Source organism: Streptomyces sp. NPDC033216 (assembly GCF_055577115.1).
The window spans coordinates 112,571-131,917 of sequence record NZ_JBVIQK010000002.1 but is presented as its reverse complement, the minus strand read 5'-3'; the positions used below and the strand labels follow the sequence as shown (position 1 = coordinate 131,917).

The following is a 19,347-nucleotide window of genomic DNA, read 5'->3' as shown; positions in this document are numbered from 1 at the left end:
GCTTGATCTCCTGCGTCTTCTCCTTGCTTCTTCTCCCGCTACTTCTTCACTTCTTCGGCGGGACCGTCGGCATCCCCAGGAACGGCAGCCGCAGCGCCGCGAACGCCTCCGCCGGGACCGCCGGGTCGCGCGGCTCCACGGGCTTCAGGCGCTCGTACGCCGCTCCCTGCGCGGGGCGCGGATCCTGCTCGCCCTTGTTCGGCCAGTACGACATCGCGCGCTCGGCCTGGGCCGTGATCGTCAGAGACGGGTTCACGCCGAGGTTCGCCGAGACGGCGGCGCCGTCCACGACCGAGATGCCGGGGTGGCCGTACAGCCGGTGGTACGGGTCGATGACGCCGGTCTCGCGCGAGTCGCCGATCGGGCAGCCGCCGAGGAAGTGGGCGGTGAGCGGGGTGCCCATCAGTTCCCCCACGTTGGAGCCAGCGAAGCCGTTGATGTCGGCGGCGAGGGCGCTGGCCGCCTCCGAGGCCACCCTGATCTGCTTGGGGTTGGGGCTGCCGTGCCCCTGGCGCGCGGTGAGCAGGCCCTTGCCCACGCCCGTCGGCTTCAGATACGTCGTCAGCGAGTTGTCCAGGGACTGCATGACCAGGCCGATGATGGTCTTCTCCGACCAGCGGCGGTTGGAGAGGGACCGCAGCACGAGGACGGGGTGGCGGGCCGCGTTCGCCAGCCAGGCCGCCACCCGCGACGAACCTTCCGCGTACGGCACCTGGAGGATCGACAGGCTGCCCATCGAGTTGGAGCCCTTGCCGTAGCGGACCGGCTCGATGTGAGTGTAGGGATCCGGGTGGATCGAGGACGTGATGGCGACTCCGCGCGTGAAGTCGGCCTTCGCCTGTCCGGTGGCCTTGCGGTAGCGGCGGTCGTCGGTCTGGGCGCCGACCAGTGCCTCCGAGTTGGTGCGGGTCAGCTCGCCCAGCCTGTCGGAGAGGTACGGCAGCTGCCGACCCGCCTTCATGCGGTGCAGGAGCGTCTGGGTGCCGTAGGTGCCGGCGGCGAGGACGACCCGGCGGGCCGTGAAGGTACGGCCGCTCGACCTGCGGCGGTCGTCGGTGGGGAGGGTCGCCACGGCGTACCCGCCCCGTGAGTCGTCGGTGACCGAGACGACCGTCGTCAGGGGGTGGACGACGGCGCCCGCCTTCTCGGCGAGGTAGAGGTAGTTCTCGTTGAGGGTGTTCTTCGCGCCGTGCCGGCAGCCGGTCATGCACTCGCCGCACTCGTTGCACGCCGTGCGGGCGGGGCCCGCGCCGCCGAAGTAGGGGTCCGCCGCCTGCCCGCCCGGCCGTGCCGTCACCGACCCGTCGGCGTCCTGGCCGTCCCCGAAGAACACGCCCACCGGCGCCAGGTGGAAGGTGTCGCCCACGCCCATCCGCTCGGCCGCCGCCTTGAGGTGCACGTCGGACGGGGTGACGGTCGGGTTGAGACGTACGCCGAGCATGCGTTTGGCCTGGTCGTAGTAGGGGGCCAGCTCCTCCTGCCAGTCCGTGATGTGGCGCCACTGCGGGTCGTCGAAGAAGGGCTTCGGCGGGACGTAGAGGGTGTTGGCGTAGTTGAGGGAGCCGCCGCCCACGCCCGCGCCGGCCAGGACCATGACGTTGCCCAGCAGGTGGATGCGCTGAATGCCGTACATGCCGAGCTTGGGGGCCCAGAGGTAGTTCTTCAGGTCCCAGGAGTTCTTCGGGAGCGACTCGCGGGTGAAGCGGCGGCCCGCCTCCAGGACGCCGACCCGGTACCCCTTCTCCGTGAGGCGCAGGGCGGTGACCGAACCGCCGAAGCCGGAACCCACGACGACGACGTCGTAGTCGTAGGCGGCGTCCGCGGCGTCGGCGTCGGCATCCCGGTGGTCGGGGCCGTCCTCGTCCCGGTTCTGGGCGGAGTTCTCCTGTGCCACGTGCTCTCCTCGTTGAGAACGGGTGCTGTCTAGCGGAAGCGGAACGCCTTCATCAGGCGCAGGCTGCGGGTCATGAACGCCGCGTACTGCTCGTCGTTCATCCCCAGCGACGGGGCCATCGGCAGCAGCCGCTGCTGGGCCACCGTCTGGGCCTCCGTGTACTTGAGGATGCCCTCGGAGCCGTGGCGGCGGCCCAGGCCGGAGTCCTTCATGCCGCCCATGGGCGACTGGACGCTGCCGTAGGCGGGGGCGTAGCCCTCGTTGACGTTGACGGTGCCGGTGCGCAGGCGGGCGGCGACCTCGCGGCCGCGACGGCCGTCCTTCGTCCAGACCGAGGCATTCAGACCGTAAGGCGTGGAGTTGGCGAGTTCGACCGCCTCGTCGTCGGTCGTGAAGCGGTAGATCGAGACGACCGGCCCGAAGGTTTCCTCGCCGCAGACGGACATCGGTTCCGTGACACCGTCGAGGATCGTCGGCTCGAAGAAGTACGGGCCGACGTCCGGGCGGGCGACACCGCCGGCGACGACCTCGGCGCCATTGGCGACGGCCTCCTCCACGTGCCGGGACACGGTCTCCAGCTGGCGTTCGCCGACGAGGGAGCCCATGTCGGCGCCGTAGGCGAGGGCGGTGCCGAGGCGCATGGCCTTCGTACGGGCGGCGAAGCGCTCCAGGAACGCGTCCGCGATCGCCTCGTGGACGTACAACCGCTCGATGGAGATGCAGAGCTGGCCGGCGGAGGAGAAGCAGGCGCGGACGGCTCCGGCGGCGGCCTTCTCGATGTCGGCGTCCTCCAGGACCAGCATGGGGTTCTTGCCGCCGAGTTCGAGGGAGACGCCGACCAGGCGGGCGGCGGCACCCTGCGCGACCTCGCGGCCGGTGCGGGTGGAGCCGGTGAAGGAGACGTAGTCGGCGTGCCGGACGACCTCGGGGCCGACGACCGGGCCCTCGCCGATGACGACCTGGAAGACCTCGGCGGGCAGCCCGGCCTCGATGAGCAGGTCGCGGGCCCACAGCGCGGTGAGACAGGTCTCCGTGTCGGGCTTCATGACGACCGCGTTGCCCGCGACGAAGGCGGGCAGGGCGTCGCCGACGGAGAGTTCGAGCGGGTAGTTCCAGGGGGCGATCTGACCGACGACACCGCGCGCGTGGCGGAGTTCGGTGACCTTGGTCAGCGTCGGCATGGCACCCGCGTGCCGCTTCGGCCGCAGGTAGGACGGGGCCTTGCGGCCGTAGTGACGGGCGGCGACCGCCACCGCCTGCACCTCCTCGTGGGCGTGCAGGCGCGCCTTGCCGGTCTCCAGCTGGATCAGGTCGAGGACCTCGCCCTGGCGCTGGAGCACCAGGTCGTGGAAGCGCAGCAGGACGGCAGCCCGTTCGCGCACCGGCACCTGAGCCCACACCGCCTGCGCGGCACGGGCCGCGGTGAACGCCCGCTGTACGTCCTCCGGGTTGGACTCGGGCAGGTCGGCGAGCTTCTCACCGGTGAAGGGCGTGTGGTTCGCCGTACGCCCGGAACCGACGACGTCCTTGGTGAGATGGGCGACGAGCTGAGGGGTGACCACGTCGGCGGCGGTACGGGCGCCGGTGGGGGTGGGCGCGAGGGGGTTGGTGCCGGTGGGGGTACCGGTCTTCTCCGGGGCCTGCGAGTCCGTCATGAGCCGCAGGGTATGACGTGGGGAAGGCTTTTGGTACCCGTCGGTAATAGGGATTCACCGACCGTGCACACGACGCCAGTGGCCACTGGCAACAAACACGCTGATCAGCCTGTTGGGCGAGGATGATCCCCGTTCTACGGGACGTCGACCCGGAGCCGGTCGCGGGCCGCCTCGAAGACCGCCGTCCCCTGTTGCTCGTCCGGGGTGCCCTTCGGCATGTCGACCCGCAGCTCGTACATCCGGCTGCCGTCGGCGAGCACGAACAGTTCCATCACGCGGGTCGGCGAGGTGGCCGGACCGTAGGTGGTGTCGGCGAGCACGGCCTCGTGGCCTCGGAAGGTGGTGCGGGTGGTCCGCGTGCGCGCGCCCCCGTCGTACCCGTCCCACGTCTCGTGCGCCTGAGCCGCCCGCCCGAGCGGCGACCCCGGCGCCCTGTCCCACTGCGTGAGGCGTACGTCGACGGAGCCGGCCGAGTAGACCACGAGCCGCGGCTGTTCGTCGGCGCCGCCCTGCCGGGCGGACTCGCGGAAGTCGGCGGGGAGGGCGAGGACGGCACCCATTCGGGATTCCCGGTGGGCTGTCCAGGGGACGTGGGACATGCCCGTCGAGGGCGTGGGGGCGGAGGTGGGACTGGGGCCGGAGCCGCGGGTGGCGGTCCGTTCGGTGGCCGCCCCGCTGTCGGCGTCCAGGAGGAGGGGGGCGGCGAGTCCGGCTCCGGCGAGAAGGAGGACGGCGAGGAGGGTGAGGGGTGCGAGGCGCCGGAGGGGGGAGGTCGGCTCGGGGGCGGGGGCGGGCGCCGTGTCGGAGACCGGGTCGAGCGCCGGCTTCGAGGGCCCTTCGCCCGAGGACTCGGGCCACGGGTCGGTGGGCGCGCCGCACGGGCGCCGCCCGTCGGTGGGCTCGCCCTGTGAGCGCCGCCCGTCGGTGGGCTCGCCCTGTGAGCGCTGCGGCTCCCTCCGCGGAGCCCCGGGCTCCCTCCGCGGTGCCGCCGGCTCGCCCGACGGTGCCGCCGGCTCACCCGGCGGTTCTGGGGAGCGCGGCCCCGCCTCCGCCTCTGTCCGTACCGTCCCCCGGTCGTCCCGGAACTCCCGCAGCCGCCCCGCGTCCTGCGGATCCGCGGGTTCGGTGGCGGCGGACGGGGCCGGCCCGCTGCCCCGGGCCACCGCCGCCAGCGCCGCGGTGGTCTCCGCCGGGTCCGGCCGTCGGTCGGGGTCGAGGGCGAGCAGGCGTATGAGGAGGGGGGCGAGGGGACCGGCCTGTCGCGGCTCGGGCAGGTCCGCGGCGAGGATCGCGGCACGGGTCAACTCCACCGTCGTACGGCGGAAGGGGGACCACCCCTCGACGGCGGCGTACAGCAGGACGCCGAGGGACCACAGGTCCGAGGCGGGACCGGCGCTGCGGCCGGACATCCGCTCGGGGGCGATGAACTCGAGCGAGCCGGCGAACTCGCCGCCGGCGGTGAGGGATTCCTCGCCCTGGATGTGCGCGATGCCGAAGTCGGTGAGGACGACACGGTCGTGCGGGCCGAGCAGCACGTTGGCGGGTTTCACATCGCGGTGGACGATGCCGACGGCGTGCGCGGCGCGCAGCGCGCCGAGGACGGCGACGCCGATACGGGCGGCCTCGGCCGGGTCCAGCGGGCCGCGGCGCAGCACCTCGTGCAGGGACTCGCCGCGCACCAGCTCCATGACGATCCACGGCGCTCCGTCCCGGAGCCGCTCGCCCTCCTCGACGACGACATCGTGGATGGAGACGGCGCAGGGGTGATCGACGCGGGCGGCGGCGCGGGCCTCCCGGTAGAGCCGGTGGGCGGCCCGGCGGTGGGACTCGTCCTCGGGTTCGCCCGGTAAGCGGGGTTCCTTGACCGCCACCTCACGTTCCACGAACAGGTCGCGGGCCCGCCACACGGTGCCCGTCCCGCCGGGTCCGATGCGTTCGAGCAGCTGGTAACGCCCGCCGACGGTACGGCCGTTGGTTCCTCCGGTGTTCCCGTCGTCGCTCATGCCACATGACTACCACGAGCGGTCCCTCAGAGCTTGTCCACCTCCAGGTGGGCGATCGCCGTCCGCGCCACCTCCTGGCCCCGCTTTGTGAAGTCGCCCTCGCCGGGGTAGGCGATGGTGAGCTTGTACATGTCGCCCGCGGTGGACTTGTAGTAGAGGGCCCGCATCTCTCGGGGCCGGGGGTTCTGGGTGTCGTCGGTGGTGTAGCGGACCGTGTTCTCGGCGGCCGGCCTGCCCTGGTACTCGGCGGTGGCGTTCGGCGCGGTCTTCGGCGCCTTCGGCATGTCCAGGGTGTAGTCGCCGTTGGACTTGAAGTCGTCGTTGTCCTCGTACATCTCGGCCGCCGCGGAGTCCTTGATCTCGCCGCCGGTGTCCTGCGCCTTGCGTTCGACGGTCAGCACGATCGATATGGCCCCGCTCGGGTCGGTGAAGCCGACCCAGTGGCCGTCGTCGGACTTCCGGTCCGGCAGGCCGAGCACGTAGGCCTTCGGCACCGCCAGCGTCGCGCTGACGTCCTTGTGGGCGCTCGTCTTCCAGTCGGCGGGCAGCCCGCCGGCGGAGGGGTCGGCGACGATCAGCCAGGCCGCGACCGCCGCGGCGACGACCGCCGCGCCGAGCCCGGTCCAGAACAGCCGGGTGCCGACCCGCAGTCCCCAGCCGGCGCGTCCCGCGCCGACCCTGACGGACCAGCCGCCGATCGGGGCCTCCGCGCCTTCGGCCAGGACCACGGGCGCGGTCACCTGGGTGGGCGGCGGGGCGGGCGGGTTCGCGGCGCGCTCCAGCAGGGCACGGACCTGCGCGGCCCCGGGGCGGCGGGCCGGATCCTTCTCCAGCAGGCCGTTGATGGCCTCGGCGAGCGGGCCCTGGGCGGCGGCCGGCGACGCGGGCGTGGCGTTGAGGACGGACTGGAGGGTCGCCGGGGTGTTGCTGCGGCGGAACGGCGAGACGCCCTCCGTCGCCGCGTACAGCACCACGCCCAGCGACCACAGGTCGGACGCCGGACCGGGACGCTGGCCCAGCACCCGCTCGGGCGCGATGAACTCGGGCGAGCCGACGAAGCCGCCGGTGTCGGTCAGGTTGGTCTCGCCCTCGATCTGGGCGATGCCGAAGTCGGTGAGGACGACCCGGTCGTGCCGCCCGAGCAGCACGTTGTCCGGCTTCACGTCCCGGTGCAGGATTCCCGCCGCGTGGGCGGCCTCCAGCGCGCCGAGCACCTCCAGACCGATCCGGGCGGCCTCGCGCACGCCGAGCGTGCCCTCCTGGAGGGCGGCGCCGAGCGAGCGCCCGTGGACCAACTCCATCACGATCCACGGCTGCCCGTCGACGACCGCGACGTCATGCACGTTCACGACGGACGGATGGTCCAGCCGGGCGGCGGCCCGCGCCTCGCGCCGCATGCGCTCGAACGCGTTGGCCCGTTCACGTTCGGGAAGGTGGTCCGGTACGCGCGGCTCCTTGACGGCGACCTCACGGTCCACCGTCTCGTCCTTGGCCCGCCACACCGTGCCCATACCGCCGTGCCCGAGCTTGGCGAGGAGCCGGTAGCGACCCGCGATGAGCCGCCCCACACCGGGTTCCTGTGGAGCGGACCCGGCAGCGTGGGCGGGCACCGCGTAGGGATTGCCCGGATGCGGGGCGGCCGGTGCGGCGTGAGATGCCTGCGGCGACTGCGGAGGTTGCTGGGCACGCGCGTGCCGGGGCGGTTGCAGAACAAAACTCGTGGTGTCGTCGGCCCCGTGGCCCGGTCCCCCGTTGTGGCTCATGCGTCCATCCATATCTCGCCAGGTGGGCCGATATCCACCGGCGTCGCCCACCGGTCACAGACCCGTGACTCAGGTCGTCCTTTATCGCCTCGTTATTCCGGTACGAGCGTGTCGACCGCCACGTCGAAGTACTCCCGCGCCTCGCGCGCCTTCCCGACGGGCGCCGACACCCACACGTCGTACAGGCGCCCACCGTCCTCCCAGCACAGGTCGTAGGTGCGCCGGGTGCCACCAGCCTCGTCGTAGCCGTTCCAGGTGAACTCCCAGAGGGCGGCCGGCCGTCCGGCGCGCGTGGTCTCGGTGACGCGACCGTCGCGGTAACCGGGGTTGGTGTCGGGGCCCTTGGCCGCGGCTCGCCTCATCACCCCCAGCGGGCCGCCGGGCCGGGGTGCGGTGATCTTCACGCCGAGCCGGAAGGTCCGCTCCGGGGAGAGGTAGAAGACCCGCTCGCCCTGCGGGTCACGGGTGAACCCCACCGGCACGGCGAGCGCGAACCCGGCCGGGTCGTCGACGACCCGATAGCCGGAGGGGGCCGTCGGGTGGCCCTGGGAGGGGGCGGCCGTAGGGGGGGCGGAGGGGGTGGGCGTGCCCCCAGGGATGCCACCGGACGTCACACCCGGCGTGCCCGGCGTGCCCGTCCCGCTCGGTTCTCCCGGCGCCGAACTCGACGGCGTGTCGCCGCGGTCGCCGTCCCGGTCGAGCAGCAGTGCCATCGCGGACACACCGGCGCCCGCCATCGCGGCGACCAGCAGCGCGGCCACCAGCACGCCCCGCGTGGACCGCTCCCGCAGCGGCGGGTCCGAGGCGGGGCGGGCGGGCCGTTGACGCGGCAGGTCGGCCCGCGTGGGGGCGGACCGGGTCCGGCCGGTCGGCGTACGCCCGGTGTCCAGGAAAGCGCGCAACATCCGCTCGGCCTGCTCCGCGCCCAGTCGCCGGTCCGGATCCCGCTCCAACAACCCCCGTACGACCGGCAGGAGCGGCTCGGCCTGCGGCGGCATACGGATGTCGGCGAAGACGACGGCGTGCAGGATGCCGCCGAGCGAGTCGCGGCGGAACGGCGACTCGCCGCTCAGCGCCGTGCACAGCAGCGCGCCCAGCGACCACAGGTCGGACGCGGGACCGGTCCGCTCCCCGGACATGCGTTCCGGCGCGGTGTACTCGGGCGAGCCGACGAAGGAACCGGTCTCGGTGAGGGTGGTGGCACCCGCGACCTGCGCGATGCCGAAGTCGGTGAGAACGGCACGGCCGGTGGCGGAGTCGACCAGGACGTTCGCCGGCTTGATGTCCCGGTGCAGCACCCCGGCCGCGTGTGCGGCACGCAGAGCGCCGAGCAGGTCGGCGCCGATCCGGGCGGCCTCGCGCGGCTCGATCGGGCCGCGCTCGGCGATGCGGTCGGCCAGCGAGCCACCCTCGATCAACTCCATGACGATGTACGGCCGTTCGTCCTCCTCGACGACATCGTGCACCACGATGATGTGCGGGTGGCTCAGCTGGGCGACCGCGCGGGCCTCGCGCAGGGTCCGGTCGCGGCGGGCGCGGGCCTCGGCGGCGGACAGGGAGTCGTCCTGGACCAGTTCCTTCACCGCGACACGCCGTCCCAGCAGGTGGTCCGTCGCCCGCCACACGATCCCCATGCCGCCGCGCCCGAGCCTCGCCTCCAGCCGGTAGCGGCCCGCGATGACCCGGACGGCGTCCCCCTCGGTCCCCATGCGCCCATCATGCCCCACCGGACCCCAGGCCTCCGGGGCGCCGATCGGCCAAGTCACGGACGGACGCGGGGCCCCCAGGGCGGGGCCGGGGTTCAGGAACCGTCCGGCGGCTCCCGCCAGCTCTGGAGCACCGAGGTGAACAGCCGGTCGGTGCGCGCCCAGTCCTTCGCGGGGGAGGACATGTAGATGACGTACTCGGTGCCGCTCCGGGACATGTACGTCTCCTCGACCGCGTGCCGCGGACCGGGGAAGTCCGTGTCCTTGGCGAGCGCGGTCCAGGTGTACTCCCACCGGGCGCCCTCGCGGTCGCGGTAGGTGTTCCGCTCGAGGGTGACCTGGTGGTAGTCGACCAGCCGCTCGAGCTGTTCTTCGAGGTCGACCTGGTGGGCGTAGGGGTCGTCGAAGTCCGGGGAGGTGTCGATGGCGATGCGGACGAAGCGCTTGCCGCCGTCGGGCGAGTAGTCGATCTGCTTCAGGTCGCCGGCGTCCTGGTACACCGTCCGCTCCCAGCCCGGCGGCAGCGAGAGCCCGAAGCCGAGCGGGTCGTCGATGTCCACCAGGGCGTCGGAAGAGCCCTTCTCCGCCTGCTCCCCGGTGGGGGTGCGGCTGGTGCTCGGCGAGCCGGTGCCCTGCGTCGTACTGCCGTCGCCGCCCCAGGTCCGCAGCGCCACCGCCGTGCCGCCCCCGATCAGCGCCGCGACGACGACCACGAGCGCGAGGGTGCGCAGGCGGCGGCGCCGGGACGGCTGCGGGGACAGGGGGACCGGCTGGGACCGGCTGGGTTCCCGCCCCGTCGGGCCGAAGGCGGTCGGGCCGCCGGTGACGGGGTGGACGTGCGTCCCGGAGGCGGCCGGGACCGGGGTCGCCGGGCCGGCTGTCGCCCCGACAGCCGGCCCGGCGTACGGAGTCGAGGGCGGGTACGGCGTGGCGCCGCCGCCGGTGAAGTACGTCGTGCCGCCACCGGCGGTGAGGTGGGGCGCACCGCCGGTCGCCCCGCCGGTCGTCGTCCCACCGGTCGTCGCGCTGCCCGGCCTGCCCTGCCCCGACCCCGTGAACTGCGTCGGTATGTACGCGTGCGCCTCGTCGGGGCGGCGGCCCTCCGCCGCCTCAGCGAGCAGGCGTTCCGCGACGGCCGTGTCGGGCCGGGCGGCCGGGTCCTTGCGCAACAGCGCGGCGATGACGGGAGCGAGCGGGCCGGCGGACCGCGGCTCGACGGCCTCCTCCTCGACGACCGCCTGCATCGTGGACAGCGGCGAGGTGCGGCGGAACGGCGAGCGGCCCTCCACTGCCGTGTACAGGGTGGCCCCGAGCGCCCACAGGTCGGAGGACGGTCCCGGATCGTGGCCGCGGACGCGCTCGGGGGCGAGGAAGTCGACGGACCCGACGACCTCTCCGGTGCGGGTGATGGTGCTGTCACCTTCGATCTGGGCGATACCGAAGTCCGTGAGCAGCACCCGGCCGTCGTCGGAGAGCAGCACGTTTCCGGGCTTGACGTCGCGGTGCAGGACGCCCGCTGTGTGCGCCGCGCGCAGGGCGCGCAGCACCCACAGGCCGATCCGGGCGGCCTCGGTCGGCTCGACGCGCCCGTCATCCTTGACGGCGTCGGCCAGCGAGCGGCCCTCGACCAGCTCCATCACGATCCAGGGGCGGCCGTCGTGTTCGAGTACGTCGTGCACGGTGACGACGGCTGAGTGGTTGATACGCGCGGCGGCACGGGCCTCGGCGCGGGTGCGCGCCAGCAGGACCGGACGGTCGCTCTCGGAGACATAGAGCGCGGCGGTCAGTTCCTTGAGGGCGACGGCCCGGTGCAGCAGCTCGTCGTGGGCGCGCCAAACGCGGCCCATGCCGCCGCTGCCGATGGCGTCGACGAGCCGGTAACGGCCCGCGACGAGCAGGCCCTGCATCTGATTCACGTTGCCCCGCAATACTCTTGACAAGGTCAGCGTAAAGACCGGCCCGCGTCCGGGGAACCAGCGGGGGGCCAAGGAAACCGCACTGTGACGGTTGTCGCTTCTGCCTCCGCGGGGGAACCGTCGGCCTCCTCCGGCGAACCGCAGGGGCTACTGACCGGTCGCTCAGCCCGTGTAGCGGTAGCTGGCCGACGCCTGCTCGAACAGCCGCGTCACCTCGTCCCGCTCGGCCTCGGGGCCGCGCAGCTGGACCACGTGGTACCGCCCGTCGAGGAGCAGCGCGACATTGCGCACGAACAACTCGCGCCCGTCACCGGCGGTCCAGGTGAACTGCCCCTCGGCCGAGATCCGTCCGCCCACCTGGATGGTCCGCAGCCCGGAGGCGGTGGCCCAGCTGGAGTCGCGGTACGGCTGCAACTCGTTCTCCTTCTCCCGCTGGTACACCATCGGGTCGCTGCCGTACCGAGCGGCGGAGTCCCGCCCCGGCACCACGATCAGCTCGAAGCCGGCGTGCGTGTAGACCACTTGGCCGCGCCCGTTCTTCGGGGTGCGGTCCCAGCCGTCGGCGACGGCGATCTGGAAACCCTCGGCGTCCTTGCGCAGCGTGAAGCCGCTGGGCAGACCGCCGGACTGCGTCTCGGTGGCGCCGGAGGCCGACCCGGAGGGGCCGTTGCCCGATGCCGGGGCGCTTCCCTCGTCGGGCCGGGGCTCGCTGCTCGCGTCGGGCGCCGGGTCCGCCTGGCCCGCGGCACCGGTCCGCTCGGCGCCGCTCACGCCGCCGGTCCCCTCCTCGTCGGCCTTGGGCATGAACATCACGGCGTATGCGACCGCCGCGGCCAGCAGGAGCAGCACCAGCACGACCAGGGTGCGGCCCAGACTGCGGGGCGACCGCCCCGTCTCCGGCCTGCCCCGCTTGTGCCGCCCGTGCGTCGCGGGCAGCCCGGCACGCCGTCTGCGCACCAGCTCGCCCCGGCGGCGCACGATCGGCAACCGCCGCGGGTCGGTGGGCGGTGCGACGACGACGTGGGTGCCCGCCTCGGGTTCGGGCGCCGAGCGCACCAGCGAACGCAGCCAGCCGCGCAGTTCCTCGAAGTCCAGCCGCTCGGTGGGGTCCTGGCGCAGCAGCGACTCCACGACCGGCCTGAGCGGCCCGCACTCCTCGGCGAACGCCGGCGGTTCCGCGCAGACCAGCTGCACCAGCTCGGCCGTCGACTCCTCCGGATAGGGGGCATGCCCCTGTACGGCACGGAACAGCAGGGCGCCGAGCGCCCACAGGTCGGTCGCAGGCCCGATGGGCGCGGCCAGTTGCCAGTTCTCGTGCACGGGCCCGGCCTGTTCCGGCGCCCACCGCTCCGTGACGGGCCCGACGACGGCCATCCGCGCCTGCCGCGCCCGCTCGGCGGCCAGCGCCGTGGTCGGCCCGCGCCGCACTCCGGCCCCGGCGGCCGGCTCGTCCCACCGCGTCCCGGCCGGCGCCCCGCCGCCCTGCGCCGGCAGGGGCACCCCGCCGGACTCGAGCGTCCTCGGTGCCGGTGCGCCGCCCACGCCGTAGGGATCGGCGATCCGCCCGGGAGGCGTACCCCCCACGCCACCAACCCCCTGCTCCAGCCCACTTCCGAGGGCGTACGGCGACGGCGCGACGCCGGCGATCCCGGACCCGGCGCCGGTGTCGCCCTCGACCGGGGTGCGGGCGCTCGGCAACGCCGTCCGCCCGCCTTGCTGCGCCTCGTGCACGCGCGCCGCGGCACGGGCCCCCGCACGGTACGCGGCGATCGCCCCGGCCCGCGCGGCACGGATGTCCCCGCCCGTCTCCACCGGCCTGCGGGCCACCTCCCCGGAGACCCCGCTCGCCGACTCGACTCCCGCCGCGGGCAGCCCACCGGCGGCCCGCGCCTCGATCGCCGCCCGCCGAGCGGCCTCGGGATCCACCCCACCGACGACACCGGCCCCAGCGTGCCCCACAGCACCTCGCCCCGGCCCCGGAACGCCGGGCCGCCCTGGGAGCGCGGCATCTCCCCGGCCTCCGTACGGCTGCTGCCCCCGCTGCTCCTGTGGCTGCTCCTCGTCCACCGGCACCGGGTCGTACCCGCACAGCGCCTCTTCCGCCGCGCCGACCGCCAGGCCGGTCAGCATGACCCGGCCGTCGTCGCAGACGAGCACCGTGCGCGCGGTGATGTTGCGGTGCACCCAGCCGTGCGCGTGCAGCACCCGCAGCGCCATGAGCACGTCGGAGGCGACCTCCGCCGCCCGGTACGGCGTCAGCGGCTTCTCGGCGAGCAGCGCCGCCAGCGGCCGGGCGGACACCAGTTCGCTGACGACCCAGAGGGAACCCCCCTCGGCGAACACGTCGAAGACCTGGTCGAGCCGCGGATGGTCGGGGATGCTCGCGGCGGCCTGTGCGGCCTCCACCGCCCGCCGCACGACGGGATCGGCGGGTCGTCGTGTGCTCGCGCCCGGCCCGCGGCCCGCCGCCGGCCGGCGTGCGCCGCGCTCCCGCGCGGCGAACCCCTCGGGCAGCCCCTCCGCGTCGAGCACCTCGGCCTCGACGACCTCCGGCAACGGCACCTGCCGGACCAGGACCTCCTGCCCGCTGTAGGTGTCGAAGGCGCGCGTCTCGGTGAGTTCGTACTCGTCGGAGGGCGGCAGCGGCAGGCGGTAGCGGTCGGCGAGTACCCGTCCCGCATAGTCGTCCACGTTGCCTCCCCCGGCCGGCCGGTCGGTCACATGCGTTCGCCTCGCGGCCGTTCCAGCCGGATCCAGCCCGATAGCCGGATGCGCACGGTCGGTCCGCAGCCACTCACGATACGTGCCGGAGACAACCCGCAAAGAGGGGATGCCCGATCTCACGCACCGAACACCCGCCGAGTACGGAACGAACGGCCGCCGGGCGCTTCAAGCGGACGGGTCGGACTCCGCCGGTTCCGCCGAAGACGGGCCGGAGGTCCGCCGCACGCGCCCGGAGGACCTGCCCGGCAGCTGCCGGACGTCCCCCGAGCGCGTCGGCCGCGGACAGACCTCGGGCACGCACCGGCACGGTCGCCGCCCCCGCTACTTCTTCGGCGTGAACGTCTCCGTGAGCGTCTTCCAGGTACTCTCCCGCAGGTCGCCGTCCCAGGCGGCGGCCTTCGCCGTGTACATCAGGGCATACCCGAGCTCGTCGTTGACCACGAATCCCCGGTCGATCGTGCGGTACGCGGTGCCGCCCTCCGAGTAGGTGAACTCCCAGTCAGCCGTGTTCCAGCCGCGGTAGCCCACCTTCTGTATGTGGACCTTCTGGTACTGGGAGCGCTTCATGTAGCGCTCCTGGTTCTCCCAGTCCGCGACCGGGTCGTCCTTGGGCGTGGTCGTCCACGCGACCAGCAACTTCTGCCCGTCGGGCCCGGTGAAACGGTCTCCCGCGCGGCTCGGGGACTGGTACTTCCAGCCGGTGGGCAGCCCGATCGAGTAGCCCTGGTTCCCCGCGTGCGTCGTCGCGGCCGGGGCGGCGCCGGCGCCGACGGTGGCGGTGGCAGTGGCGGTGTTGCCGGGCGAGCTGTCGCCCGAGGCGGATCCGGTGGATCCCGCCGTGGCGGACTGCGACGCCGAACCGTCCGTCCGCGTCCCGCCGCTCTCGTCCTCCTTGGTGCCGGCGGCGGCGCTGTCGCTGGCGACCGCCCGGGATCCGCCGCCGCCCTCGGGGCCGTTCACGGTGTCGTCGCCACCGCCGAGGGTGAGGGCGAGCACCGTACCGAGCACGGCGAGCGCGACCACCACGGCGATGATCACCAACGTCCGCTTCGGTACCACGTCGGTCAGCGGCGCCCTGGGCACGGACCGAGGCGGCAGGTCCGGCGGCGTCATCACGGGCCATCCCGAACTGCGCGGCGTCGGCTGCCCGTTCCCGTCGCGAACCTCCTGACCGGGGGCCCCGGTGCCGCCGGCGGCACCGGACACCGGCACGGACGCGGACGCCGCGGTGGTCGTCGTCTTCCGGCCCGCGGCCCCTTCGGCCTTGGCTGCTGCCACGGCCGACGCCGAGGTGACGGCCCCGGTGGCCGCGCCACCCCTCGTCTCCTCCTGTGTGCCCACAGACCCCGAGGCGGCCGAGGCGTCCGCCGACTTGGCGCGGGTCGCGGCGGCCGAGGTGGCCGCCCCGGCCCCACCGGCGGCCTTGCGCACGCCCCGCAGAGCCGCGCGCAACTTCTCCGCCGCCTCACCCGCGGACGAACTGCCCCTGCTCTCCCCGCTGTCCGACTGCGCCGGCAACGGCACGACCTTCGTCGCGTCGGCCGGCTCCGCCTCCCGTGACTCCGGCGCGCGGATCACCGCTTTGAGCTTCGCCCGTGCCCCGGCGTCGTCGAGCCGGAGCGCCGGGTCCTTGGTGAGCAGGCCGTAGATGACGTCCCGCAGCGGACCCGCGTTCTTCGGCTCGCCCAGCGGCTCGGTCATCACCGCGGTGAGCGTCGCGATCGCCGAGCCCTTGTCGTACGGGGGCGTGCCCTCGACCGCCGCGTACAGCAGGCCGCCGAGCGACCACAGGTCGGCGGCCGGTCCGGGCTTGTGGCCGCGGGCGCGCTCCGGCGAGATGTAGGAGGGCGCGCCGACGAGCATGCCGGTCGAGGTGATGGACGGGTCGCCCTCGACCTGGGCGATGCCGAAGTCGGTGAGCACCACCCGGCCGTCCTCGGCGATCAGCACGTTCGACGGCTTCACGTCACGGTGCAGAATGCCCTCGCGGTGAGCTGACTTCAGCACGTCGAGGATCGCGAGCCCGACCTCCGCCGCGCGCCTCGGTTCCAGCACACCGTCCTCACGGATGACCTCGGCGAGCGACTTGCCCTCGACGAGTTCCATCACGATCCACGGCCGGTCGTCCTCCTCGACCACGTCGAAGACCGTCACCGCACTGTTGTTGCGGATCCGCGCGATGGCCTTGGCCTCGCGCAGCGTCCGCGTGATCAGCCGGCGTTTCTCGTCCTCGTCGATGTTCCCCGGGAACCGCAGCTCCTTGACGGCGACCGTACGTCCGAGGGTCTCGTCCTCGGCGCGCCACACCGTCCCCATGCCGCCGCGGCCGAGTACGTCTCCCAGCCGGTACCGCCCGGCGAGGAGACGTGCGCTCTTGTCCTGACGGGATGCTCCCGCCCGCTCCGCCTCCGACATGCGTCCCCTCATGCAACCCGCCCTGACAGAGCCTTCATTGTCCCTCACCCGACAAGTGCCCGACGCCCAGGGTGCCCCTCTCCGGCACTCAGGACCGGTGCATTCCGGCCAGAAGGTGCAGCACACTTCGGCCAACGAGCCGAACGAGCCTCGTCCGATGCAGAAAAGTCCCCTTCCTCACGCCGCCCATCGACCGCGTACCCGCCGTAAGCCCACCCATGGGTCCGGCAGGGGGTTCCCCTCCCACCCTGCATGATGGGCACATCAGGGACAGGAAGTGGAGGGGAGGGGGAGACTCCGTGACACGACCGATGCGTGGACTCCTGGTCATCCCCGTGGCCCTGGCCCTCCTGGCCACCACCACAGCCGCCTTCCGCCCGGCCCCCGCCCCCCGCGCCGCCGCCACCCGCGCCGCCGCCACCGCCACCGCCACCGCCACGATCGACGCCGCCGAGACCGCGGACACCGCCGACTCGCTGCTCCCTCTGCTCCGCACCCGGGGCAAGGCTCCCGCCGCCGCCCTGCTGGCCCGCGAGGGGAGCGCCACCCGCTACGCCGAGTCCGGCCCGGACATCTCCCGGTCCGACCACTTCCGGGCCGGCAGCATCACCAAGACCTTCCTCGCGACCGTCGTGCTCCAACTGGCCTCCGAGCAGCGGCTGTCGCTCTCCGACCCGGTGGAGCGGTACCTGCCCGGCCTGGTGCGGGGAGCCGGGAACGACGGGCGCGCGCTGACCCTGCGTTCCCTGCTGACCCACACCAGCGGCCTGTACGACTTCGTCCGGGACACCGGCGGCACTCGCCCCCTCACCCCTGCCCAGGCCATCCGTATCGCCCTCACCCACCCTCCGGCCGACCTCGGCCGCTATGCCTACTCCAACACCGGTTACGTCCTGCTCGGCCTGGTCGTCGCACAGGTCACCGGCCGCTCCTACGCCACGGAGGCCGAGCACCGCATCCTCGATCCGCTGGGTCTGAACGGCACCTCCTTTCCCGGGTCCCGCACCTCTCTTCCCTCCCCGCACGGCCGCGCCCACGACACGGACGGGACCGACGTCACCGAACTCGACCCACGGGTGGCCGGGGCCGCGGGCGAGCTGGTGACGACCCTCGCCGACCTGAACCGCTTCTCCTCGGCACTCCTGAGCGGCGAGCTGCTGCCTTCGCACTGGCTGCGCGAGATGCTCGACACCCGCGCCGCACACGGCTCGTACGGCTTGGGGCTGATCCCGGCGCGGCTGCCCTGCGGAGTGACCGTGTGGGGTCACAACGGCCGGATCTCGGGCAGCTACGTGCGCACCGCGGCCACCGTCGACGGCCGTCATGTCCTCACCTTCCGCGTGAACACGACAGCGATGGCGGATCCCGACCTCGAACCGGCCCTGCTCGCCGCCGAGTTCTGCCCTCACACCTCTTGAACGAGCGGGTCCCGAACGGAGATCCCGACCCACGACACTCGTTCGAGTGAAGCGAGCGGGCAGGCCCGCGGCCTACCCGCCCTCACCCACAGGACCGTGGGGATCTCACAGCGGCACGATGTCCGGCGCCCCCAGCCGCGCCGCGTCCGCCGTCAGGTCGTCGGGCTGCCGCTGCGACTCCCGCTCGGCCTCCACCCGCTTCTCGTAGTGCTGGACCTCGCGCTCGATCTGGTCCGCGTCCCAGCCCAGGACCGGCGCCATCAGCTCCGCCGCCTCCCGGGCACTGCGGGCGCCCCGGTCGAAGGTCTCGATGGAGATGCGGGTACGCCGCGTCAGCGCGTCGTCGAGGTGCCGAGCCCCCTCGTGCGAGGCGGCGTAGACGATCTCGGCGCGCAGGTAGTCGTCGGCCGCCTGGAGCGGTTCGCCGAGCGTCGGGTCCACGGCGACGAGGTCGAGGAGTTCCTCGGCCGTCGAGCCGTACCGGTTCAGCAGATGCTCGACGCGCACCACGTGCAGGCCGGTCCGGGCGGCGATGCGCGCTCGCGCGTTCCACAGCGCCCGGTAGCCCTCCGCGCCCAGCAAGGGGACGTCCTCCGTGACGCACTCCGCGACCCGCAGGTCGAGGCCGTGCACCGCCGCGTCCACGGCGTCCTTGGCCATCACGCGGTACGTCGTGTACTTACCGCCCGCCACGACGACGAGACCGGGTACGGGATGGGCGACGGTGTGCTCACGGGAGAGCTTGCTGGTGGCGTCCGACTCGCCGGCGAGCAGCGGGCGCAGGCCGGCGTAGACACCCTCGACGTCGTCGCGGGTGAGCGGCACCGCGAGGACGGAGTTCACGTGCTCCAGCAGGTAGTCGATGTCGGCGCTGGAGGCGGCCGGGTGGGCCTTGTCGAGATCCCAGTCGGTGTCGGTGGTGCCGACGATCCAGTGCCGGCCCCAGGGGATGACGAACAGCACGGACTTCTCCGTGCGCAGGATCAGGCCGGTGGAGGAGTGGATGCGGTCCTTCGGCACGACGAGGTGGATGCCCTTGGAGGCGCGGACGTGGAACTGTCCCCGCTCCCCCACCATGGCCTGCGTGTCGTCGGTCCACACGCCCGTGGCGTTGACGACCTGCCGGGCCCGGACCTCGTACTCCCCGCCACCCTCGGCGTCCTGCACGCGCGCGCCCACGACCCGCTCACCCTCGCGCAGGAAGCCCGTCACGCGCGCGCGGTTGGCGACCTGCGCGCCGTACGACGCCGCCGTGCGCACCAGGGTGGCGACAAAGCGGGCGTCGTCCATCTGGGCGTCGTAGTACTGGAGGGCGCCGACGAGCGCGTCCTTCTTCAAGGCGGGGGCGACGCGCAGAGCGTGACGGCGGCTCAGGTGACGGTGGGTCGGCAGGCCCCGGCCGTGCCCGCGGGCCATCGACATCGCGTCGTACAGCGCGACGCCCGAACCGGCGTACAGCCGCTCCCAGCCCTTGTGCTGGAGCGGGTACAGGAACGGCACGGGCTTGACCAGGTGTGGCGCCAGCCGCTCCAGCAGCAGTCCGCGCTCCTTGAGCGCCTCTCGGACGAGGTCGAAGTCGAGCATCTCCAGATAGCGCAGGCCGCCGTGTATCAGCTTGCTCGACCTGCTCGATGTGCCTGACGCCCAGTCCCGAGCCTCGACCAGGCCCGTGGACAGGCCGCGGGTCACGGCGTCGAGGGCGGTGCCCGCGCCGACCACCCCGCCTCCCACGACCAGCACGTCCAGCTCGCGCTCGGCCATGGCCGCAAGTGACTCGGCTCGCTGTGCCGGCCCCAGTGTCGCTGTCCTCACCGCTGCCTCCCGCTGTCGGTCGCGCCGGCCGCGCCCCTCAG

Annotated in this window: 10 protein-coding genes; 1 reads left to right on the top strand and 9 read right to left on the bottom strand. The window is 73.5% G+C overall.

Translation table 11 applies throughout. The features are described from left to right. Positions 1-46: 46 nt before the first annotated feature. From ACZ5Y0_RS04070 to ACZ5Y0_RS04035, 8 genes are all read right to left on the bottom strand, one after another. Positions 47-1,894, bottom strand: coding sequence for a GMC oxidoreductase (locus ACZ5Y0_RS04070; protein ID WP_469127045.1), 1,848 nt, complete (start codon positions 1,892-1,894; stop codon positions 47-49). A gap of 29 nt (positions 1,895-1,923) precedes the next feature. Beyond that, a complete protein-coding gene (locus ACZ5Y0_RS04065; RefSeq protein WP_469127044.1) occupies positions 1,924-3,549 on the bottom strand; it encodes a succinic semialdehyde dehydrogenase in 1,626 nt (541 codons plus the stop codon). Positions 3,550-3,683: 134 nt separating this feature from the next. Then, positions 3,684-5,552, bottom strand: a complete 1,869-nt coding sequence (locus tag ACZ5Y0_RS04060; RefSeq protein ID WP_469127043.1) for a serine/threonine-protein kinase — start codon at positions 5,550-5,552, stop codon at positions 3,684-3,686. 26 nt (positions 5,553-5,578) lie between these two features. Continuing rightward, a complete protein-coding gene (locus ACZ5Y0_RS04055; RefSeq protein WP_469127042.1) occupies positions 5,579-7,315 on the bottom strand; it encodes a serine/threonine-protein kinase in 1,737 nt (578 codons plus the stop codon). 92 nt (positions 7,316-7,407) lie between these two features. Continuing rightward, entirely contained in the window at positions 7,408-9,024 is a 1,617-nt protein-coding gene (locus ACZ5Y0_RS04050) for a serine/threonine-protein kinase (RefSeq protein ID WP_469127041.1), read from the bottom strand. A 92-nt stretch (positions 9,025-9,116) separates the two neighbouring features. Further along, positions 9,117-10,928 (bottom strand): serine/threonine-protein kinase, encoded by a 1,812-nt coding sequence (locus ACZ5Y0_RS04045; RefSeq protein ID WP_469127496.1) that lies wholly within the window; start codon positions 10,926-10,928, stop codon positions 9,117-9,119. A gap of 171 nt (positions 10,929-11,099) precedes the next feature. Next, positions 11,100-13,628: a protein kinase gene (locus ACZ5Y0_RS04040; RefSeq protein WP_469127040.1), complete on the bottom strand. Its 2,529-nt coding sequence runs from the start codon at positions 13,626-13,628 to the stop codon at positions 11,100-11,102. A gap of 354 nt (positions 13,629-13,982) precedes the next feature. Continuing rightward, complete coding sequence (locus ACZ5Y0_RS04035; RefSeq protein WP_469127039.1) at positions 13,983-16,076, bottom strand: serine/threonine-protein kinase; 2,094 nt, start codon at positions 16,074-16,076, stop codon at positions 13,983-13,985. 311 nt (positions 16,077-16,387) lie between these two features. Here ACZ5Y0_RS04035 and ACZ5Y0_RS04030 point away from each other — a divergent pair, with 311 nt between their 5' ends. Further along, entirely contained in the window at positions 16,388-17,494 is a 1,107-nt protein-coding gene (locus ACZ5Y0_RS04030) for a serine hydrolase domain-containing protein (protein ID WP_469127495.1), read from the top strand. Positions 17,495-17,599: 105 nt separating this feature from the next. Here the strand turns inward: ACZ5Y0_RS04030 and ACZ5Y0_RS04025 are convergent, their stop codons facing one another. Continuing rightward, on the bottom strand, positions 17,600-19,306 hold the full coding sequence (locus ACZ5Y0_RS04025) for a glycerol-3-phosphate dehydrogenase/oxidase (RefSeq protein ID WP_469127038.1): 1,707 nt from the start codon (positions 19,304-19,306) through the stop codon (positions 17,600-17,602). Positions 19,307-19,347: the final 41 nt, after the last annotated feature.